Source organism: Paraburkholderia hiiakae, from assembly GCF_904848665.1.
GTDB lineage: Bacteria > Pseudomonadota > Gammaproteobacteria > Burkholderiales > Burkholderiaceae > Paraburkholderia > Paraburkholderia hiiakae.
In genome coordinates this window covers 64,371-85,644 of the sequence record NZ_CAJHCQ010000008.1, presented here as the reverse complement: position 1 = coordinate 85,644, position 21,274 = coordinate 64,371, and the positions used below count along the sequence as shown (strand labels likewise).

Genomic DNA, 21,274 nt, shown 5'->3' with positions numbered 1-21,274 from the left:
TCGAGGCGCATGCAAAAACGGCGCGCGGACAGCCATGTCCGCGCGCCGTTTGCTTTTGGGCGTTTCATCGCTACAGCCGGTATCCCATGCGAAATCCGCCCCAGTGCCGGCCGTTCACGAAGATCGGCGCGGAGGCGTCCTTCATCATCACGAACGTGCCGCCGCCCATGTCGCGACGATACGTTTGCAGCAGGAAGGGCTTGGTGTGCGAGCCGGCGGCGCGCCCCGCGCGGTCGTTGAAGACGCGGTGATTGCGGCAGTTCGCGGCATTCCACACCGGGTCGGCGCCCTGCGGATGCGAGAACTTGCGATTGTGCGTCGGAATGTAGCCGCGCGGATCGATCGCTACGCAGAAGGCGACGCGTTCGTCGAACGTGAGCAGCGGTTCGAGGATCGCGGGCAGCACACGGTCGGTGAACGCCGTGAAGCGCGTCATATGCTGTTGCGGGTTCGTGTTCGGCACCGGCGCGTAGACGCTGTCGAACAGATCCGCTTCGCCGATCTCGCCACGCGCAAGCGCGCCTTCGAACAGCTTGCTGACGTGGGCGGCGGCGCGCTGCACGGCCTCGATGAAGCGCGTGTCGTCGGTTTCCACGCCCGTGGCGGCGGAAAGCTCGATGAGCGTTTCCGAGACATCGAGCAGCTTGCCGAGCTGATCCTTCGCCTGCACGAAGTTGCGCCCTGAGTCTTCGACGCCCGCGACCATCTCGCCCACCTGGCTTTCGAGCCCGTCGCATTTCGTCTCGATCTCGCCCGTCAGTTGAGCGATCTGACCGGCGTGCTCGTCGAGCTGCATGATCGCCTGGCCGGTGCTGTGCACGGCCTCGCCGATGGTGTGCGTGCCTTCGCGCACGCGGTGCGCGCGTTCGGTGTTGGCGGTGCCCTCGGCGATAAGCTGCTCAGTCTGCTGCGTGAGTTGCCCGAGCGTTTTCTCGATCTGGCCGGTGGCCTGCGCAGTTTTGGCGGAGAGGTTCTTGACCTCGGCCGCGACCACGGCGAAGCTCTTGCCGGACTCGCCCGCGCGCGCCGCTTCGATGGCCGCGTTCAGCGCGAGAAGCTGAGTTTGCCGCGCGATCATCGAGATTTCCTCGGAGACCTTCGAGACATGCGCGAGCGAGCTCTTGAGCGCCCGGATCTGCGTCTCGATGACGGTGACGCTCTCAACCAGCCCGTGAATGTCGGCGAGCGACTCCTCGATGGTCTGCTGCGACTGCTGCACGGTGGCGGCGGTGCCCGTGCTCAGCTCGCGCATGGCGCGCGCTGCCGAGGCGATCTGATGGTTGCCGGCGAGGGTATGGGCCGCCGATTCGCGCAGGGCATGGCACACGTCGGTCTGACGCTGCGCGCGCGCGGCGACTTCGTCGACGTGGCCCGCCACGTCGCAGATCTCGATACCGAGCCTGCCGGCGTGCGCGGCAATGTCGCCGACGACGCCGGCGGATTTTCCCGCGCGGCGGCGACCGCGCAGGCCCAGCAAACGCAAAGGTGTCATCGGGTGTCTCCTTGCCCGGTGCGCAATGAAAACTGCGGACGGCTGCGGAAAAGCAGCGAAAAAGCTGCGTGCCCGGTCGTCAGCAGGTCCGATCGCCGGGCTTTCTGAACGTGTTTACGGCGCGTAATACGGGGACTTGAGCGCAGGGGATCGCCTGGCGCTATGATCGGACACTCGGGCGCTCTGAAAGCGGGAAATGAGGAGCGGAGGAGCGTCGCGATGGGAGCAAGATGATAGAAGCGATTTTCGGCGGGAGCGCGCCGCTCGCGCTCTGGCAGCAACTGATCCAGCTCTGGGAGCTGATCGTGATGGTGTTGCGCTTCCTCTGGGAGCTGGTGAAGCTCCTGGGCGGCGGCGGTTGAACGACAAAAGGGCAGAACGATGATCGACGATTCCACCCGGCGTTTCACCGACCGGGTTGCAGACTACGTGAAATTCCGGCCGACCTATCCGCGCGAAGTGGCGACCTTCGTGCACGTGGAGTGCGGCATTGCGCCGGGCGCGCCCGTGGCCGACATCGGTGCGGGTACGGGCCTCTCCACCAAGCTCTTCCTCGACGCGGGCCACCCCGTCACGGCCGTCGAGCCGAACGCGGCCATGCGCGCCGCGGCGGACGAACTGCTAGGCGGCTACAAAGGCTATCGCAGCGTGGCGGGCACGGCGGAGGCGACGACGCTCGAAGCCGCGAGCGTGGACCTCGTGAGCGCCGCGCAGGCGTTCCACTGGTTCCACAAGACCGATACGCAGCGCGAGTTCGCGCGCATCCTGAAACCGCGCGGCAAGATCGTGCTGTTCTGGAACAGCCGCCTGCTCGAAGGTTCGGCGTTTCTGGAGGGCTACGAGGCGCTGCTGCAGCGTTTTTGCCCCGACTACGCGCGCGTGGCCGAAAGCTATCCCGACTCGGCCGCGATGGCCGACTGGTTCGGCGATGGCTTCGAGCATCAGACCGTGTTCCCGAATGCGCAATGGCTCGACTTCGACGGCCTGCGCGGGCGGCTGATGTCGTCGTCGTACGCGCCGCGAGCGGACGATGAGCGCCACGAGCCGATGCTCGCGGCGCTGCGCGAGCTGTTCGAGACGACGCAAAAGGACGGCACGGTGAACTTCGCCTACGAGACGCGTGTGTACGCGGGGCATCCGCAGCGCGTCTAACGCTCGAACGCGTAGTCGGCGGTGCGCACGCGGCGCGTTCTGCGGCGGAACATGAACGTGAAGCCTGGCCACAACGCGGTGTTCTTGCCCGCCCGCGTGAGGTAAAAGCTACGGCAGCCCGACTGCCACACGGTGCGCGCGAAACGCGCTTGCACGCGCGCGTTCCAGCTTTGCTGCGCCTCGGCGCGAACCTCCATCGTGCGCGCGCCCGAGCGCTGCAGCGCGCGGATGCAGGCGGCGATATAGGCGATATGCGACTCGATCATGTAGATCATCGAGTTGTGGCCGAGCGCCGTGTTCGGGCCGGCCACGAAGAAGAGATTCGGAAAGCCCGCGATGCTCGCGCCGAGGTACGCCTCGGGGCCGTCGCGCAGCCACGTCTCGCCGAGGTCCTGACCGTCTACGCCCGTCACCTGGAAAGGCGCGTCCACGTCATTGACCTGAAAGCCCGTGCCGCAAACGATCGCGTCGTAAGGCCGATGCGTGCCGTCGGCGGTGACGATGCCATCGGCTACGACTTCGCGGATCGCGTCGGTCACCAGCTCCGCGTTCGGCTGCGCGAGGGCAGCGTAGTAGTCGCTCGAGAGCAGCACGCGCTTGCAGCCCAGCACATAGTCGGGCGTGAGCCGCGCGCGCAGTTCGGGGTCTTTCACTTTATGCGCGAGATAGCTCAGTGCGAACTTCGTCGGCGCCTTGAGCAGGCGCGGCTCCACCGCGAAGCCAAGCGCGCGCGATTCGTGCTGCCAGTAAATCGCGGCGCGCGCCACGCGTTGCGCGAAGGGCATGTGCCGATAAATCCAGCGCCAGCGTGCGCTGATGGCGCGATCACGCCGCGGCATGATCCACGGCGGCGTGCGCTGAAACACCGTGAGCTGCGCCGCGCGCGGCTGGATATGCGGCACGAACTGTATCGCGCTTGCGCCAGTGCCGATCACGGCGATGCGCTTGTCTTCGAGCGCATAGTCGTGGTCCCAGCGCGCCGAGTGGAAGAGCTTGCCTTCGAAGCGCTCGATGCCCGCGATATGCGGCAGTGCCGGGCGAGAGAGCGGGCCGTTCGCGGCGATCACGATATCCGCTTCGATCGTCTTGATCGCGCCGTCGCGCTCGATCTCCACTTGCCAGATACCGCGCGCCTCCACGAAGCGCGCTGCGCGCACGCGCGAACGGTACTCGATGAAGCGCTCGACGTCGTACTTGTGCGCGCAATGGCGCAGGTAGTCGAGAATTTCGCGCTGCGGCGCGAAAGTACGCGTCCACGCCGGATTCAGCTCGAACGAGAACGAGTAGAGGTGCGAAGGAATATCGCAAGCAGCGCCCGGATAGGCGTTGTCGCGCCAAGTGCCCCCGAGGCTTGCGGCTGCCTCATAGATCGTGAACGACTCAACGCCCATGCGGCGCAGACGGATCGCCATGCCGATGCCGGAAAAGCCGCTGCCGATGATGGCGATGCGCGGTGCCGCCCCGTTGCCGAGCGCTTCAGTGGCCATGTGTGCGTCCGCCGTTACGTGTGATGTGCGATGTATTGTGTTTTGCGTCGATGCAAAACGGGCTCCGTGAAGGAGCCCGATGTTTGCACTAGCGGCGTGCGCTGGGGAAGCCTCAGGCGCTCAGGAGTTGTTCCAGTCGTCTGAGCTGTCGTTGCTGCCCATATCGACACCGCCGCCGCCCGAGCCGTCGTCCCAGTCGTTCGACCCCTGGCCGAAGTCGAGGCCGCCGCCATTGCCGTTGCCGTCGCGCTGAACACGGCGGCCATCGTCGTCGACTAAGACGTCGCGCTCAATCACGCGGTCACGGCCGTGGTTCAGTGCTTCGCCGAGCAGGACGCCCGTGAGTAGTCCGCCCATGCCGCCCATGCCACCGCCGCCTTGCTGCACGATGACCTGTGGCGGTTGCTGCGGCGGCGCAGGCGGATACTGCGGCTGACGCCCGAACGCGGCGTCGGCTTCACGCGCGTAGGTGGAGTTGCTGCCGTAGTCCGGCGCGGCAGGCTGCGCATTCGGGTCGGGGCGGCCCTCGGCGCGCGCCTTGAGGCTCGCGAACTGGCGTTCGAGGTCCTCGATCTCATACGGCGGCCGCGGATTCGCGCTGTTCGAGAGCGTTTCGACGAGGCTGCGCAACTGCGCTTCGAGTCCTTCGACTTCCTTTTCGAGCGCTTCGTGGCCGGGTGCGGTCGAGAGCTTCACGTCGAGCTTGAGCGAGCGCACGCCGTTGAGCAGTTCGGTGGCGCGCTTGAGCTGGTCGCGGCGGTCGTCGCCAGCCTTGGCGTCTTCGGTGGACTTCGCGCGGCGCAGCGTCCAGCGCAGTACGAGCGCAATGCCGATCAATACAATAGCGATACCAATCCACATACCCATACCAGGACCCTGCCTTTGCGGCGCCGGTGCCGCTGCTTGCTGCGTGAACGGGTTGTTCGAACTGCTCGTTGTCACCGCGCCGGCGCGCGAGGCGTCAGTGCGGATCTTCGCTTCGACCTGCGCGAAACGCTGCGGCTGGGTGAAGCGGAGTTTCGGATCAAGCGACTTCGCCTGCTCGACCTGGGCGAGCGCGTCACTGTAACGGCCTTCGCGATCGAGGACCTGGGCGTAGAGGTAGTGGGCGCGCGCGTTGTCCGGATGCGCCTGCAGGACTTCGGTGAGGCCGGAGTCAGCGCGCTGCCAGTCGCCCTGGGACATCGCGGATTCGATCTGCTGCACGCTAGGCACGGCGAACGCAACACCGCCCGTGAAGGCCAACGATGCGGCAGCGATGCTGGCAGCGGCAAGAAACTTTTTCATGTTGCAGGCCGGGCGGATTGACGCCCGTCTCCATGGCATTCGATACGAGGATGCGGCGCGATCAGGCGTCTGCTGACACTGTGCCGGCAGCATGGCCCATGCCGCGTCGCATCCAGCACTCCGGCGCGCTTATTGTGCCGGCGTGTTCATCTGCTTCTTGAGCGCCTCGAGGCGCTCGTCTACCGACGGACCCTTGTTGAGCGCCGCAAGCTTGTCCTCGAGCGCCTTGCCGCTCGACTGGTCGGACGAACTCAGCCGGGCGTCCGAGCGCGCGTTCGAAAGCGCGACCTTCTCTTCCAGCTTCTGGAAGTCGCCATCGAGATTCTTGCCGCCGATGCCGCCTAGCGCCGTGGCCGCGACATCCTTCGCCTGGGCGATCTGCTGCTTCGCCTGCAGGATGTTCGAGCGCGCGTTCAGGTCGTTGCGACGCTGGCGCATGTCGTCGATCTGCTGCTTCAGTTGGTCGACCGACGGTTCGAGTTTCGCGAGTTCGCCCGCGAGCGCGTCGCGTTCGCCTTCGGCGGTTTGCTGCGCGCCGAGTGCTTCGCGCGCGAGTGCTTCGTCGCCCGATTGCAGCGCTCGCTTCGCGCCGTCTTCGTACTTCTTCGCCTTGTCGGCGGCCACGTCGCGCTTGCTTTGCTGCGTCGCGACCTGCGCCTGGATCTCGACGAGCGAGTTCTCCGCGCGGGCGATGCTGTCGTCGAGCTCACGCACGATCTGGCGCGCGTCGCGCGACGGATCCTGCACCGAGTCGGCCGCGTCGTTGAGCAGGCCCTTGACAGTGCGGGAGATGGAGTCGAAAAGCGACATGAATTCCTCCAGTGAAATGAAATCGGCCATGGTGGGCCGAGGTGCGTGCATGCGGTTTGCGCTCACGCGCCGGCTGGCTGGCTACGGCTGATCCATCTGCCAGCTTACGCCGCTTTGCGCCTGGCGCGTATGCACCGCGCAAATCGGGGTGAGTGCGGCAAATGCAATAGCGTGATCGCGTTTTCTTGCACGCGTGTGTTCTTCAGGACGAGGGCTGGCTGCGCGGCTCGGAGCACCGCTGCAGGCCGCGCGCCGCCATCGATCGCGGATATTACACCACGGCCCGTCTTAAAAGGGACTTAAAGGAAGCGGCCATCCACAGCCCGCTTACGCGCGCGTAAGCGGGTGTTAAGCCGACTGTGACGGGTGTGTATGGCGGCGCAGCTGCGGCCTCTGTCAGGCGAATTTGCCGCCTTCGGGCGCGCCGTCGTCGCTGTGGGCCTCGCCGCTTGCGGTGCGCCGCGAGCGTGCGAAGGGCGCCGAACTTAGCGGCTGCAGCGGCTGGACGTCCAGCGATTGCGCGGCGGCCGTGTCGCGCGCGGCGCTTTCCGCTGCGGCGGCTGCTTCGGCGCTGAGTCGGGCCACAGCCTGGGCGATTTCGTGTGCGGCATGGTTCACGTCCGGTTCATCGGTGTGCGTGGCGGGCAGGGGAGCGCTTGGCGCTTGAGGCGCTTCCTCATGGGTGGCGCCATCGTGAATGGTCGCAGCCGCCTCGCTATTTGCGTGCGCATCATCTAGCTGCGCGTCTGGGTTCGCTTGGTCCGCACCGATGGCCGCCACCGCGCCCGCGGGTGGTCGGATCGCGCCCGAACGGCCCGCGCGCAGCGGCCTCGCCGCTTTTTTCAGCACCTGGGCAAGCGCGTCGGGCTGACGCGGCGCGTTTAGCCGGTCGACAATGCTCGCCGCTTTCACCTGATCGCTCGTGGCGCTGAACGCGATCACGGCGCGGCGCATGAGTTCGCTAATGCTGATGCCAAGCTCGTCGGCAGTAGCGGCGATCGCGCGCTTTTGCGCGGGCGTGACGAAGACGACGATGCGTTCGCTAGGCTTGTTCATGATCGACGGGCCGTTGGATCGGCTTCGTATGACGTCGGTTTTCCTGGCTGCGCCACAGCAATTTGTAAGAATTAATGCGGGCTTGCCTCGGCGCGAACAGGGGCGTGTAGCAGATCTTCCATGATAAGACGAGTGCGCCGATGCGCAATCGGAAGGTGCTCGGATGGGAACAACCCTGCCTGCAAGAATTTGCCGCTGTTTACGCGAAATCGTGTCATTTGTTGCCTGACAGATGCCGAAGTGACGAAAATTTTCGCGCATAAAGCCGCGATCAGCGCAAGTGAGCGTCTGGCTCGCAAAAAATCGGGCAGGGAGCGTTTCCCAAGAAACTCTTACAAAAAAAGCGCGACCCGCCGCCCGCGATTTCTTTAGAATGCGCTGTTACATTTCGCGAATGGCGCCTGAACGGGCGTGTATTCGCCTGTGGCGTGCCGTCGTGCGCGCCGCGCGGCCGGACGGGGGCGTTGCCGGTCGCGCCGCGTCGCCGGGCTTGAGCCGGCGACGTCGTATGCCGCATTGGCGCCATGACGCCGTGGTCGAGATCCATGCGCGCGAGTTGCGCGCAGTCGGCGCGCGCGAGACGCGCCCATCATTCCAGTCATGCCTATCATCAAACGACCGCCTTCACCGCAGTACCCGAACGAAGATCGGGAACCCTCCTTCAACAACGGGCGCCAGCCGCCTCGCCGGCCTGAATCGGGCGGTGGGTCCGACGGCAACGGGCCGCGCGATGGCAGCCCGAAGCGGCGCTCCATCGGCACGACGCTCGCGCTCTGGTTCGTCGGCCTGGTCGGCACGCTCTGCGTGGTGGGTGCGCTGCTCGTGGGGTACGCGCTCGTCGTGATGGAGCCGCAGTTGCCATCGCTCGACGCGCTCACCCACTATCAGCCCAAGGTGCCGCTGCGCATCTATACCGCCGATCACGTGCTGATCGGCGAGTTCGGCGAAGAGCGTCGTCAGCTCATGCGTTTCCAGGATATTCCTGACATCCAGAAGAAGGCGGTGCTCGCCATCGAGGACTACCGGTTCTACGAGCACGGCGGTGTGGACTTCGTCGGTATCCTGCGCGCGGGCGTGGCGGACCTGATGCACGGCGGCGCCTCGCAGGGAGCGAGCACGATCACGATGCAGGTTGCGCGCAACTTCTTCCTTTCGAGCGAGAAGACCTACACGCGTAAGGTTTACGAGATGCTGCTCGCCTACAAAATCGAGCGCGCGCTCACGAAGGACCAGATTCTCGAGCTGTACATGAACCAGATTTATCTGGGTCAGCGTGCCTACGGTTTTTCGGCGGCGGCGCGCGTGTACTTCGGCAAGGACCTGAAGGACATTACGCTCGCCCAGGCCGCGATGCTCGCGGGTCTGCCGAAGGCGCCTTCGGCGTATAACCCGATCGTCAATCCGCACCGCGCGAGGATTCGCCAGGAGTACATCCTCAAGCGCATGCTCGACCTCGGCTACATCACGCAGGCGCAGTACGACGAAGCGATCAAGGAACCGCTGCAGACGAAGACCGCTGGCACCGAGTACAACGTGCACGCCGAATACGTCGCGGAAATGGTGCGCCAGATGATGTACGCGCAGTACAAGGACGAGACCTATACGCGCGGCCTCACTGTCACGACGACGATCGATTCCGCCGACCAGGACGCCGCCTACGCGGCCGTGCGCAAGGGCGTGATGGACTACGAGCGCCGCCACGGCTATCGCGGACCGGAAGGCTTCGTGCAACTGCCCGCCGACGGCGACGACCGCGAGCAGGCTATCGAAGACGCGCTCACCGACCACCCGGACAACGGCGACCTCGTTTCGGCGGTCGTGACCGACGCGGGTCCGAAGTCGGTGATGGCGCAACAACTCGACGGCACCGCGGTGACGGTGACGGGCGAGGGCCTGCGCTTTGTCGCGGCCGCGCTCTCGCCGCGCGCCTCGCAGGCGCTGCGCATTCGCCCGGGTTCAATCGTGCGCCTGATGGAGGATGCGAAGGGCAACTGGCAGATCACGCAATTGCCGCAGGTAGAAGGCGCGCTCGTCTCGCTCACGCCGCAGGACGGCGCGATCCGTGCGCTCATCGGTGGCTTCGACTTCAACAAGAACAAGTTCAATCACATCACGCAGGCGTGGCGTCAGCCGGGCTCGAGCTTCAAGCCGTTCATCTACTCGGCCTCGCTGGAAAAGGGCCTTGGACCGGCGACGATCATCAACGACGCGCCGCTGTACTTTCCCCCCAGCACGCCGGGCGGCGATGCGTGGGAGCCGAAGGACGACGACCAGCCCGAAGGCCCGATGTCGATGCGCCTCGCGCTGCAGAAGTCGAAGAACCTCGTGTCGATCCGCATCCTTTCGTACATCGGCACGAAGTACGCGCAGGACTACGTGACGCAGCGCTTCGGTTTCGACGCGGACAAGACCCCGCCGTACCTGCCGATGGCGCTCGGCGCGGGCCTCGTCACGCCGCTGCAGTCGGCGGGCGCGTACAGCGTGTTCGCGAACGGCGGCTATCGCATCAACCCGTATCTGATCGCCGAGGTCGACGACGCGCGCGGCCAGCCTGTCCTGCGCGCGCAGCCGCTCGTGGCGGGCCAGAATGCGCCGCAAACGCTCTCGCCGCGCAACGCGTTCGTGATGAACAGCCTGCTGCACTCGGTGGCGACGGCGGGTACGGGCGCGGGCACCAACGTGCTCCATCGCAACGACCTGCAGGGCAAGACCGGTACGACCAACGACGCCAAGGACGGCTGGTTCGCGGGTTATCAGCGCACGCTGGTTGCCGTGGCGTGGATGGGCTACGACCAGCCGAAGAGCCTTGGCAGCCGCGAATTCGGCGCGCAGCTCGCGCTGCCGATCTGGGTGGAGTACATGCAGCGCGCGCTGCGCGGCGTGCCGCAGGAAGAGCCGGTGATGCCCGAGGGCCTCACGACGATCAACGACGAACTGTACTTCTCGGACATGACGCCGGGTAACGGCTTCGTGGCGAGCATCGGTCTGGACTCGGCGAATCCGGCGGGTGCTGCGAGCGATGCGAGCGGCGCGACCGGCACCATGGGCCCGGGCGGGATGACGCCACCGAGCGTCACCACGACGGAAAAGAAGCAGATCATGGATCTGTTCGAATCGAACAAGCCCTGATTCTGGTTTGTTGAGTTCTGCAGGATAAACACGGCGCGTCGGCAACGGCGCGCCGTGTTTTGTTTGATGAGCAGAATTTCCTTGTGGGCCAAGGAGTTGGTTGAGCTTTCCAGGGCTTTTCCACAGGTCTGCCAACAAAATCTGTGGGTAACTTCCGCGCTGAGTTTTCCACAGTTTTTGTTGAAGCCCCTGTTCATAACCCTGGGATATCGAAGCTAACTGCCTGACGCCAAAGGCTTTGTGCGCAGGCGAACCGCATGAGGCAGTGCGCGTCAAAACACGTTGTCGTAACGCAGTCCGAAGGTTTGGCTGTGCGAACCGCGCGAATACGTGACGGCCCAATGCGCGAGCCACGCGCCCGTGAGTGCGCCGAGCGCATCGGCGAACAGATCCTTGTAGGAGAAGCCGTCGGTACGGCAGGTGCCGTCGAGCGTTTCCTTCAGGAGTCCCGGCACCGTGCCGATCAGCGTGCCATACACGACAGGGTGGTCCGTGTCGCGCGTGAGCCAGCCTCCGAGCGCGCCGAACGGCATGGACACCGCAAAGTGCTCGAGCTTGTCGGTGCCGGTCCAGCCATCGTCGGTCTGGAAGCGGAAGCCGCCGTGCGAGCCCTCGCAGTCCAGGGCGGCATGAGCGGCGGCGCAGGAAATAATTAATAGTACGAAGCAAATACCTCGCTTTGCTTGATGTCCCATGATCGTGATCTCTCAGGTTGTCGTGCGTCGCGCCTTTCCTACGGCTCGGGCCGTTCGGATGAAGCGTCTCCCTCTCCGATGGGGTTGCTTATAAATAAGTAGGAATACGAATCGTTGTGTGGAGGTGAAGTCAGAAAAACCTGACTCACGTTACGGCGCAGTGTATCAGCTCTGTCTTGAAAATCAGGGCCAGAAATTCCTGACAGAACAACGACGGAAGTGGGGGCGAGGGCTAGGCGATGTCCTGGTTCTGCGGCGCACAGCGCGCCGCTTCGATGGCGTCTTCCAGCCGGTCATTGCCCCAGTACATGTCCTCGCCGACGAAAAACGTGGGCGCGCCGAAGATACCGAGGTCGCGAGCCGCCTGGGTCCGCTCGCGCAGCCGCTGCCGGTTCGCATCGCTGCTGGCTTCCTCGATGAGTCGCTGTGCTGGCAGCCCCAATGCGGTGAGCATTTGTGCGACCACGTCGGGCGAATCGACCTCACCGTCGTCGCCATAGTTGCGCGTCATGACGGCGCGGCACCAGTCGGGCAACCACGGTTCGTCGGCGGCGAGCACGGCAATGCGTGTTGCGAGCACGGTGCGGCGGGGAAACTCGCTGGGCTGTTGCCACGGCAGCGCGTATTTGCGGCACTGCCGACGCATGTCCTGCCAAACATAGGCGCCTTTTTCCTTCTGCACGACGAAGGGCGGACCTTCCCAGCCGAGTGCGTCGAGAATAGGGCCAAGCAGGAAGGGGCGCCAGCGCACCGCCACGCCGGCACGCCCGGCAAGCGCTTCGATGCGCATCACGCTCAAATAGCTGTAGTTGCTGGCGAGGTCGAACCAGAAGTCGAGCGAAGGGCGGGGCATGGTGTCGTCTCCGTGAAGCGAATGCGCCATCTCGCACGGCGCGCTGCCGATCATGGTATCGCGAAGCGCACGCAAAACCGCGAGCGTTACTTGCCCCGCGCGGCGGCGCTAGCGTCCGATACTGGCGCCGCCGCGGCCGTGTCTGCGGCGCGCCCGCTCCCGAGTGTCGCCGGGTTGACCGGCGGATTGCCCATCGCCTGGAAGAGGGCGGCCGTATCGGAAAGCCGCGTGCCGCGATAGCGGATTTCGTCGAGCCGCGCGTTACGCCATTGCTGTTCGCTTTGGCGCACCGCGTACCACGGCACGGCGCCCAGCTTGTAGCGCGCGTTGGTGTCCTCATAGACGCCTTGGGCGGTGCGCGCCGAGGTACTCGCCGCGTCGAGGGCCTGGGCGTCGTGCTCGAGTGCCGCGAGACGGTCGGCGACATCCTGGAACGCTGTGAGCACCGTTTGCTTGTATGTGTCGTTGGCCGCCTCGTACGACTGCATCGCCGCGCGCTTCTGCGCGAGGAGTGCGCCGCCATGAAAGATCGGCTGCGAAAGCGAAGCGCCGATTGCCCACAGCGCGCCCGCGCCCGACGTGACCACGGGCCAACTGAAGCCGCCCTGGCCGAACGCCGCCGAAAGCGTGATGCTTGGGTACATCTGCGCGGTCGCGGCGCCGACACCGGCTGCGGCAGCCTTGAGCGTGGCTTCGGCGGCTTCGATGTCAGGACGGGTTCTCAGGAGTTCTGAAGGGATGGCGACGGGCACCTGTGCGGGCAAGGTCAGGCTGGCGAGATCGAGGTCCGGCGGCGCCTGGTCGGGCGTCCGGCCGATCAGCACGGCCAGCGCATGGCGCTGCGCGGTCCATTGCTGGCGCAGCCCCGGTAGATTCGCTGCGAGCGAGGCGGCGCTCTGCTGCGCGCTCAGAGAATCGGTGCGCGACGCGGAGCCGAGCGCGTAGCGTTTTTGCACGTCGTCGGCCTGCGCGTTGGCGAGCGCAATCAGTTGCTCGGTCGTGTCGATCTGCGCTTGCAGCGTCGCTGCGCCGAGCGCGCTCGCCACGATGTTCGCCGCGAGCGCGCGCTGCGCGGCCTCGAACTGGAACGCCTGCACGTTCACGCGCGAGGCGAGCGCCGCGTTGTTCAGGCGGGTCGCGCCGAACACGTCGAAGGTATAGCGAACGTCGATCAAGCCCGCGAAAATCGCATATTGCAACTGGTCGATGCCGAACTGCGGAATCGCGGGCTGCTGCTGACGCTGCGCGATCCCGATGGCATCGACGGTCGGCAGGAGCGAGCTGCCGATCTGGCCGCGCAACTGCTCGCGCGCGGCTTGCAGGTTGTGGTCGGCGGCAGCGAGATTCGGGCTGTTGGCGAGACCCTCGTTCACGAGCGCATCGAGCGCGTCGGAGCCATAGAGCGTCCACCATTGCGGCACCGGTTCCGCGCCCGTTACGAACTGCTGGGCGACGCCCTGGGCGGCGACGGTCTGTGTCGGTTGCGCCTCGGTGCCGTAGTGCTCTGGCTGTGGCATGGCGGGCGGCTCACCTGTCGGCCCCATCGCGCAGCCTGCCAGCGCGAGCGCGACGCATGCGGCCAGCGAACGGGGCGCGAACGCCGAACGTGTTGCGTGCGAGCGCGCCGGGTTGCGCGCGCTCGACGGCGAAGTCAAAGGAGCCATCTTCATGATGCCTGTTCCGGCGCGTTGCCGGTCTCGTCAGTCTCGCTGCTGCGCACGCGGAACGCGGCCGCGTAGGCCGCGGGCAGGAAGAACAGCGTGAGCACGGTCGCAATCGTGATACCGCCCATCAGCGCCGTGGCCATCGGCCCGAAGAAGTTCGAACGCAACAGCGGAATGAGCGCGAGCACGGCGGCCGCCGCGGTCAGCATGATCGGCCGGAAGCGGCGCACCGTTGCGCCCACCACGGCGTCGAAGCGCTTGTGGCCGGCGCGAATGTCCGTCTCGATCTGATCCACGAGGATCACCGAGTTGCGCATGATGATCCCGAACATCGCGATCACGCCGAGCATGGCCACGAAGCCGAACGGCTGCCGGAACGCGAGCAAGGCGATCACCACGCCGATCAGCCCGAGCGGCGCGGTCAGCACGACCATCAGCACGCGCGTGAGGCTTTGCAGCTGGATCATGAGCAGCGTGAGCACGGCAATGGCGAGCACCGGCAACTGCGCGAAGATGGACGCCTGGCCCTTCGCGCTTTCCTCGACGGAGCCGCCCACCTCGATGTGGTAGCCGGGCGGCAGCGCTTGCTTGATCGACTCCAGCTTCCGGTCGAGCGCATGCGTGACGTCAATGCCTTGCGCGCCCGCGCGCACATCGGACTGCACGGTGATGGTGGGCTGCCGGTCGCGCGACCAGATCACGCCGTACTCCAGATCGTTGGCGAGATGCCCGAGCGCACCGAGCGGCACCGGGCCGTTGGGCGTGGGCATGGCGAGCGTGAGCAGGCGAGCGGGATCGACTCGTTCGGCGGTGGGCGAACGTAGATCGACGCCGATGAGCTTGTCGCGCTCGCGAAACTGCGTGACGGTATAGCCCGAGTAGGTCATCTGCAGAAAATTGGCGATGTCCTGCGACGAGACATTGAGCGCGCGCGCCTTTTGCTGGTCGATCTGGAAGTGCAGCGAGCGTCCCGCGGGCTCGTCCCAGTCGAAATTGACGTTGTCGGTGCGCGGATCGGCGCGCAGCGTCGCTGCCACCTTGTTGGCGATGTCGCGCACGGTCGGGATATCGTCGCCGCTCACGCGAAACTGCACGGGGTAGCCGACGGGCGGCCCGTTTTCGAGGCGCGAGAGGCGTGTGCGGATGGCCGGGAAGGTGTCGCGCAGCATCGGTTCGAGCCAGCTTGCGAGCTTCTCGCGGTCTTCGACCGACTTCGTCGTGATCACGAACTGTGCAAAATTAGGCTGCTGCAACTGCTGGTCGAGCGGCAGATAGAAACGCGGCGCGCCGGTGCCGACGAAGTCGATGAAATGGTCGATCTCGGGGCGGCCCTTGATCGCCGCTTCGAGGTGCTTCGTCTGGCGCAGCGTCGCATCGATCGAGGCGCTTTCGGGCAGGCGCACGTCCACGAGCAGCTCGGGCCGGTCGGAACTCGGGAAGAACTGTTGCGGCACGAGCTTGAAGCACGCGAGCGCGGCCACGAAAAGCGCGATGGTCAGAATGAGCACGATGGCATGGCGTTCGATGCACCACGCGATCCAGCCACGCAGGCGCCGATAGAAACGCGTGTCGTAAATCTCGTGCTCGTGATCCTCGCCGTGTGCCGCATGCGTCGCGTTCGGATCGGGCTTGCGCTCCGGCAACAACCGGTAGCCCAGCAGCGGAATCAGCACCACGGCCGCGAACCACGAGGCAATCAGCGCGATCGCGGACACCTGGAAGATCGAGCGCGTGTACTCGCCGGTGCTCGACCTCGCGAGCACGATGGGCAAGAAGCCCGAGACGGTGACGAGCGTGCCGGTCAGCATCGGGAAGGCCGTGCTGGTGTACGCGAACGCGGCGGCGCGCGTACGGTTCCAGCCCTGCGCGAGCTTCACGGCCATCATCTCGACTGAAATGATGGCGTCGTCCACGAGCAGGCCGAGCGCGAGCACGAGCGTGCCGAGCGAGACCTTGTGCAGGCCGATGCCGAAGAGGTACATCGCGAGCGAGGTGACGGCGAGCACGATCGGAATGGTGATGACGACCACCATGCCCGTGCGCACGCCGAGCGAGACGAGGCTCACGAGCAGCACGATGCCCACGGCCTCGGCCACGGCTTCGACGAAGTCGTCCACCGAGCGCGAGACGGCGTCGGGCATGCTCGATACCTCGACGAGCTTCAGGCCCGCGGGAAGTTGCGCGCGCAACTGATCGACGCGCGCATCGAGCGCCTTGCCCAGACGAATGACGTCGCCGCCCGGCTGCATCGTGAGGCCGATGCCGAGCACCGCCTGATCCTGGAAACGCATTTGTGTGGCGAGCGGTTCGTCATAACCGCGCCGGATCGTCGCGATGTCGCCTAGGCGAAACGTGCGGCCGTTCACGCGGATCAGCGTATCGGCGATCGCGCCCAGGTCCTCGTACTGGCCGCTCGGGCGCACGAACACACGGTCATCGGCGGTCGTGAGCGTGCCCGCTGCCGAGACGCTATTCTGCGCGCCGATCACCTGGCCGAGTTGCGTGGGCGAGATGCCGAGGCGCGTCAACTGCGTGTTCGGAATCTCGATGTAGATGCGCTGCTGGGGATCGCCGAAATAATCGACCTTGCCGACGTCGGGCACGCGCAACAGTTGCTCGCGCAATTTGTCCGCGTAGTCGTGCAGTTGCGCGGGCGAAAAGCCGTCGCCTTCGAGCGCGTAGATGTTGGTGTAGACGTCGCCGAACTCGTCGTTGAAGAACGGGCCTTGCACGCCTTGGGGCAGCGTGTAGGCAATGTCGCCCACCTTCTTGCGCACCTGATACCAGGTCTCGCGCACTTCGCTCACGGGCGCGGAGTCCTTCATCGTGAAGAACACGAGCGATTCCCCGGGCCGCGAGTAGCTGCGCAGGAAGTCGATATAAGGCGTTTCCTGCAGCTTGCGGCCGATGCGCGTCGTCACCTGGTCCTCGACCTGGCGTGCGGTAGCGCCAGGCCAGAAGGTCTGGATCACCATCACGCGGAACGTGAAGGGCGGGTCTTCCGACTGTGCGAGCCGCGTATAGGCGAGTGCGCCGAAGATCGTTGCCAACGCAACGAGAAAGGTCACGAGCGCCCGATGCCGAAGCGCCCACGCCGAAAGGTTGAAGCGGCCCTCTTCGTGATCGGAGCCTGGCCCCGAGCCTGTCATCTGACTCATGACGGGAAGTCCTCGGAATGCAGCGGCGCGACCGGGCGCACCCGTTCGCCTGCGTGGACCGTGTGCACGCCTTGCAGCACGATACGCTCGCCGTCCTGCAGCCCGCCTGCCACGGTGATGGTACGCGCGTCGTAGCGCGTGATGCTCACGCGCCGCAACTGCAGCACGTTGTCGGGCGCGTGGACGACCCAGATGGCGGGCGCCTCGCCGTCGTGAAAGAGCGCGGTGGCCGGCACCGTGAACGCAGCGGGTGCGTTGGCCTCGCTCGGGGCCGCGAACGCCACGTTGGCGGTCATGCCGAGACGCACGTCGGCGTCGGCATGTTCGAGCGTGAGCTTCGCGCGCCACGTGCGGCTTTGCGGGTCCGCCGCGGCGGCGAGTTCGCGCAGGCGCGCCGTGTAGTGGCGCCCGGGCAGGGCGCCAAGCGTGACCTGCGCGGTGTCGCCGGTGTGCAGCGCGGCCACGGCGCGCTCGGGCAGGTCGCAGACCACGTCGATGTCACCCGTCCATGCGAGCTGGTAGACGGCCTGGCCGGCCTGCACGTTCTGCCCGGTATCGGCGTTTTCGGCGGTGATGACGCCGGCGTGGTCCGCGACGATCTGCGTGTAACGCAGCTGGTTCTTTGCCAGTGCGAGCTGCTGCTGCGCCTGGTCGCGCTGGGCCGCGGCCGACGCGTAGGCATCTTGCGTCTGTTCGAGTTGCGCGCGGGCGATGAGATTGGCCGCCGACTGGGCCGTGTCGCGATCGAGCTGCTGCCTTGCGAAAACGAGGCGATGCTGTGCGGCGTCGAACTGGGCCTGCGCGCTCGCCGCGTTCTTCTCGAAGTCAGCCGGATCGAGCCGCGCAAGCGTTTGGCCCGGTTTGACGCTGTCGCCAAGACGCACGCTGCGCTCGATGATCTTGCCGTTCACACGAAACGAAAGCGGCGTGGTGTTGCGCGCCTCGATCTCGCCGGGATAAGCGGGGCTCACGCCGCCGCCGTCGGGGTGCACGGTCAACGAGACGACCGGGCGCGGCTGCGGCGGCGCTTCCTTTTGCTTGCCACACGCAGCTAGCACGGCAACGCCGAGCACGAGAAGCACACTCGCGGCGTGCCGCCACGGCGCACTGAATTTACCGGTACCACTGCGCATCCTGCTCGATGCGCCACGACCGCAACGATTCACTTGGACCTCGATACGCCTTGTGCGCGCGCAGACCGCAAAACCGCCAGGCCGGTTGCGCGCCATTGAGTCGCGGGTGCGGTACGGCTCGCGCACCCACCCGGACTTGGGGTGATGAGCCGGATTCTAATACAACCTTGTATCCGAGTGCGAAACTGAATCCGAGGAATGTTTCAGTGCTAGACTCGCGTCAATCCACGACACATAACGACGCCCCACCCCATGAAGCGCATTCGACTCACTCGCGAGCAAAGCCGCGATCAGACGCGCGAGCGCCTGCTCGACGCCGCGCAGGCCATGTTCATGAAAAAAGGGTTCGTAGGCGCGAGCGTCGAGGACATCGCGCACGCGGCGGGCTACACGCGCGGCGCGTTCTACTCGAACTTTTCGGGCAAGTCCGATCTGCTCGTGGAATTGCTGCGGCGCGATCACGAAGCCATGCAGGCTGACTTGCGCGCCATCTTCGAGACCGAGGTCTCGCGCGAGCAGATGGAGGCGCGCGTGCTCGCCTATTACAGCCGCATGCCCCAGGACAACAAGGTCTTCCTGCTGTGGGTGGAAGCGAAATTGCTGGCCGCGCGCGACGCGCGCTTTCGCACGCGCTTTAACGCCTTCATGAAGGAAAAGCGCGAGAGTCTGGCCGTGTATATCGAGGAATTTGCGGCGCGCGTGGGCACGCCGGTGCCGCTCGATCCGGAACTGCTCGCGATTGGGCTGATGGGGCTGTGCGATGGGGTGCAGTTTCTTGCCACGGCCGATCCGCAGCATGTCACGCCGCCGGTCGTCGAAACCGTGTTGGGGACCTTTTTCGCGCGAGTGGTCTTCGGCCGCGGCGCATGAGCCCAGCGCGCACGGAGACCGCGACGCGCATGATTCAGGCGCCGAGGCCAGGGCCGTAGTTGCTGCCGATCAGCCGCGTAACGGACGCGACATCCTGATAGTCCTGCTCGGGCATGCCGTCGAGGATGGCTAGCACCTCGTTGCTGGCGCCGGCCTCGCGCGCAGCGTCCACGAGTTCGTCCTTGTTGGCGGGCCAGCGCACCTCGCGCAGTACGTCAGCGAATTGCAGATCGATGGGTTCATCGGGAATGCGAGAGGCAGGCATGCGTGGCGTCCTTTGCGCGGGCGGCCGGCGTTGGCGGTCCGCGTCGTCGTCTCGTTCGTTGTGCGGAATGTGTTCAGATTGTGGTCCGCGCTTTGTTTGCATTGCAGCGCTAGCGCGGCGCCTCAAGCATACACAATCCGCTTCGCACGCTTTCGCAGCGTGCGCGGGCGCTGCCCATTTGCCGCATGATCGCAACCGGGGTGCCGGACAGGCTCAGGTCTGCTCGTGCAGGTCCGGGCTTAGCGTCTTGTCGAGGCGGTGCGACCTGGGCAGCGTGAGGTACTCCCAGTGTTGCGGGCCGTTCGCGGTCACGGGCACGTTGGGGGCGGGGGGCGCCACGGGGGCATCGTAGGCGTGGGACTGTCCACTTGCGAGCGGGATGTGCGCGCTGGCCTGGGCGACCGGTGAGTCCTGCGCGGTGCGTACCGGAGCGGCGAAGCAAGACGCCGACAACAGTACGCTGGTCATCAGTGTCGAGGTTTTCATCGCTCGACCTCCTTTCTCATGCGGCCCACAGGTCGCAGCAAGCGCCGTACCGCGTCCGCCAGGCGTGGTGGCGGAGCAGGCAGCCGCGCCAGCCGGGGCGGCCAGGCGCGCCGCTACGCGAAGGCACATGAGCCGTCTGAACGGCTCATGTGCGCGAGGCGCATACGGAAATACCATGATGGCAGGAAATGCACCTGCGCGTCTCGAACGCGCGTGCTTTTTTACGGGCGCCGCCGTTACGCGGGATTAAGGCGAGGGCCGGCGCAGCGCCTCGAAGCGCGTCCAGGGCCACGATGGGCGGTCGCGCATATAGCCGTTGAGCCAGTTCCACTGCGGGTGGCGCTGCATGAACGCCTGGGCGTCGAACGGGCGGCCGCACGGGTGGCCCCAGCGCGCCCAGAACGACAGATCTCGCGCCATGTCGCTGTCGACCACCTTGCCGTCGTTCGCGCCCCATGGGTTGAACGGCCCATGGTCCGCGCCGCCGAAGCGCGCATCGTCGAGTTCGAGGTGCCCGCAGATCGTGCGAGAGCAGGGGTTGTCGGTGCGCTCGAGATAGACGTCGTGATGGTCGGCGATCATCGCCTTGGCGAGTTCGGCGTCGATCGCGCCGCGGTGCTCCTGAGCGAGTTGCATGAAGCGCAGGCGGCGCGCGCCGTTGCGGCGCACGTCGGTGTAGTCGTCGGCCTCGCCGGTGCATTCCTGGTTGCGGATCTTGAGGTCGGTGGCCGTGTTGAAGCCGCTGTAGAAGCCGTCTTTCGTGCTCTCGAAGCCCGCGTGCTGCAGGCCCAGTTCATAGCGCGCGATCTCGCCCGTCTTGGTGTCGCCGAGGAGCCAACTGTTCACATAGCCTGCGTTGTTCGCCTGCGCAAACATCTCGCACCATTGCGCGATGCTCGACGCATACTGCGTCGCCCGGCGCGAGCGATAGAACTCGGGAGCGCCGTTCGCGCGGTAGCCGACAAAGTTCGAGATGGTCGTCTCCGTCACCATCAGGCCCGCGCCGTTGATCCAGAAATCGGTGAGGCTCGAGATGCAGCCGGGCAGGCCCTGCATGAGGATGCGGTGCCCCGCGTCGGGCACGATGTCGAACACGATGTTGAAGGCGTCGCCGGCCGCGTAGCGGTCCCACGAGTTGTGCGCCATGACGATGCGGCCGTCGCGCGTAGCGCTGCCGGTGGCGATGAAGGCGCTGCAGTGGTGGCCGCGCCGCCCGCGCCACGGGCGAACCGCGAGCTGCCCCTGTGGCGCCTGCTGCGCTGCCGCATGAACCGGCCACCAGCTCTGCAGCAAGTCCATATAGCCGTTCCAGGCAAGCACTTCGGCGAACTTGAGGCCGGCGCCGTCGGCGATGCCCTGGATCTCGTCGGCGAATTCGGTGTCGAGGCGCGGCGCGAACTGCTGGATCGCAGCGTTGATGAAAGTGTCGAAGTCCTCGCCCGTGTCCCATTTCGCGAGGTAGCGCGCGGTGCGGATCGCGTTGCGGATTTCGTTGGCGAGCAGTTTGCCGTGCTGCTCGCCGCGGTCGTAGGGCTCGCCCTGCAAGTGCACGAATATCCAGCCCGCGTGGTCGCGCCTTACGGCTTCGAGTGAGGGTTCGCTCATCTTCGCTCCGGTCATCCCCGCGTCGATTCTCGCGGCCTCCTGCACGCGCGTCCGTACGCGGGCGCACAGCGCGGGCCGGGTAGCGCCTATTTCTTGAAACTGCCCTCTAAATTCTAGAAAATCCGCTGCGCT

The 21,274-nt window shown here is 65.9% G+C and carries 17 protein-coding genes; 4 read left to right on the top strand and 13 right to left on the bottom strand.

The window, feature by feature from the left end; all coding sequences use genetic code 11:
- Positions 1-70 precede the first annotated feature (70 nt).
- Complete coding sequence (locus JMY28_RS17045) at positions 71-1,492, bottom strand: methyl-accepting chemotaxis protein (RefSeq protein ID WP_201697101.1); 1,422 nt, start codon at positions 1,490-1,492, stop codon at positions 71-73.
- A 230-nt stretch (positions 1,493-1,722) separates the two neighbouring features.
- On the opposite strand from JMY28_RS17045, the gene JMY28_RS39345 reads away from it, so the two are divergent.
- Together JMY28_RS39345 and JMY28_RS17040 are read left to right on the top strand one after the other, a co-directional pair.
- A complete protein-coding gene (locus JMY28_RS39345; RefSeq protein ID WP_256094777.1) occupies positions 1,723-1,854 on the top strand; it encodes a hypothetical protein in 132 nt (43 codons plus the stop codon).
- A 19-nt stretch (positions 1,855-1,873) separates the two neighbouring features.
- Complete coding sequence (locus JMY28_RS17040) at positions 1,874-2,644, top strand: class I SAM-dependent methyltransferase (RefSeq protein ID WP_201697100.1); 771 nt, start codon at positions 1,874-1,876, stop codon at positions 2,642-2,644.
- Here the strand turns inward: JMY28_RS17040 and JMY28_RS17035 are convergent.
- The 4 genes from JMY28_RS17035 to JMY28_RS17020 form a co-directional block, all read right to left on the bottom strand.
- On the bottom strand, positions 2,641-4,131 hold the full coding sequence (locus JMY28_RS17035; RefSeq protein ID WP_201697099.1) for a flavin-containing monooxygenase: 1,491 nt from the start codon (positions 4,129-4,131) through the stop codon (positions 2,641-2,643). The two genes, JMY28_RS17040 and JMY28_RS17035, sit on opposite strands and share 4 nt — an antisense overlap.
- A 120-nt stretch (positions 4,132-4,251) precedes the next feature.
- Entirely contained in the window at positions 4,252-5,418 is a 1,167-nt protein-coding gene (locus JMY28_RS17030; protein ID WP_201697098.1) for a tetratricopeptide repeat protein, read from the bottom strand.
- A gap of 129 nt (positions 5,419-5,547) precedes the next feature.
- Positions 5,548-6,228, bottom strand: coding sequence for a PspA/IM30 family protein (locus JMY28_RS17025; RefSeq protein WP_201697097.1), 681 nt, complete (start codon positions 6,226-6,228; stop codon positions 5,548-5,550).
- Positions 6,229-6,624: 396 nt separating this feature from the next.
- A complete protein-coding gene (locus tag JMY28_RS17020; RefSeq protein ID WP_201697096.1) occupies positions 6,625-7,284 on the bottom strand; it encodes a hypothetical protein in 660 nt (219 codons plus the stop codon).
- Positions 7,285-7,884: 600 nt separating this feature from the next.
- Between JMY28_RS17020 and JMY28_RS17015 the strand changes: the two genes are divergently transcribed.
- Positions 7,885-10,413, top strand: coding sequence for a penicillin-binding protein 1A (locus tag JMY28_RS17015; protein ID WP_201697095.1), 2,529 nt, complete (start codon positions 7,885-7,887; stop codon positions 10,411-10,413).
- 272 nt (positions 10,414-10,685) lie between these two features.
- Here the strand turns inward: JMY28_RS17015 and JMY28_RS17010 are convergent, their stop codons facing one another.
- The 5 genes from JMY28_RS17010 to JMY28_RS16990 all read right to left on the bottom strand — a co-directional run bounded on the left by JMY28_RS17010 (position 10,686) and on the right by JMY28_RS16990 (position 17,916).
- Positions 10,686-11,108, bottom strand: coding sequence for a hypothetical protein (locus tag JMY28_RS17010; RefSeq protein ID WP_201697094.1), 423 nt, complete (start codon positions 11,106-11,108; stop codon positions 10,686-10,688).
- Positions 11,109-11,340: 232 nt separating this feature from the next.
- Positions 11,341-11,961 (bottom strand): 2-hydroxychromene-2-carboxylate isomerase, encoded by a 621-nt coding sequence (locus JMY28_RS17005; protein ID WP_201697093.1) that lies wholly within the window; start codon positions 11,959-11,961, stop codon positions 11,341-11,343.
- Between the two features lie 86 nt (positions 11,962-12,047).
- Positions 12,048-13,625, bottom strand: a complete 1,578-nt coding sequence (locus JMY28_RS17000; RefSeq protein WP_201697278.1) for an efflux transporter outer membrane subunit — start codon at positions 13,623-13,625, stop codon at positions 12,048-12,050.
- A gap of 2 nt (positions 13,626-13,627) precedes the next feature.
- Positions 13,628-16,783 (bottom strand): efflux RND transporter permease subunit, encoded by a 3,156-nt coding sequence (locus tag JMY28_RS16995; protein WP_328809413.1) that lies wholly within the window; start codon positions 16,781-16,783, stop codon positions 13,628-13,630.
- On the bottom strand, positions 16,780-17,916 hold the full coding sequence (locus tag JMY28_RS16990; protein WP_201697092.1) for an efflux RND transporter periplasmic adaptor subunit: 1,137 nt from the start codon (positions 17,914-17,916) through the stop codon (positions 16,780-16,782). Before JMY28_RS16990 ends, JMY28_RS16995 begins: the two co-directional genes overlap by 4 nt.
- A gap of 252 nt (positions 17,917-18,168) precedes the next feature.
- On the opposite strand from JMY28_RS16990, the gene JMY28_RS16985 reads away from it, so the two are divergent.
- Positions 18,169-18,786: a TetR/AcrR family transcriptional regulator gene (locus JMY28_RS16985; RefSeq protein ID WP_201697091.1), complete on the top strand. Its 618-nt coding sequence runs from the start codon at positions 18,169-18,171 to the stop codon at positions 18,784-18,786.
- A gap of 34 nt (positions 18,787-18,820) precedes the next feature.
- Here the strand turns inward: JMY28_RS16985 and JMY28_RS16980 are convergent, their stop codons facing one another.
- From JMY28_RS16980 to JMY28_RS16970, 3 genes are all read right to left on the bottom strand, one after another.
- Positions 18,821-19,051, bottom strand: coding sequence for a DUF2795 domain-containing protein (locus JMY28_RS16980; RefSeq protein WP_201697090.1), 231 nt, complete (start codon positions 19,049-19,051; stop codon positions 18,821-18,823).
- Between the two features lie 213 nt (positions 19,052-19,264).
- On the bottom strand, positions 19,265-19,537 hold the full coding sequence (locus JMY28_RS16975) for a hypothetical protein (protein WP_201697089.1): 273 nt from the start codon (positions 19,535-19,537) through the stop codon (positions 19,265-19,267).
- A gap of 246 nt (positions 19,538-19,783) precedes the next feature.
- A complete protein-coding gene (locus JMY28_RS16970) occupies positions 19,784-21,142 on the bottom strand; it encodes a C45 family autoproteolytic acyltransferase/hydolase (RefSeq protein ID WP_201697088.1) in 1,359 nt (452 codons plus the stop codon).
- Positions 21,143-21,274 lie beyond the last annotated feature (132 nt).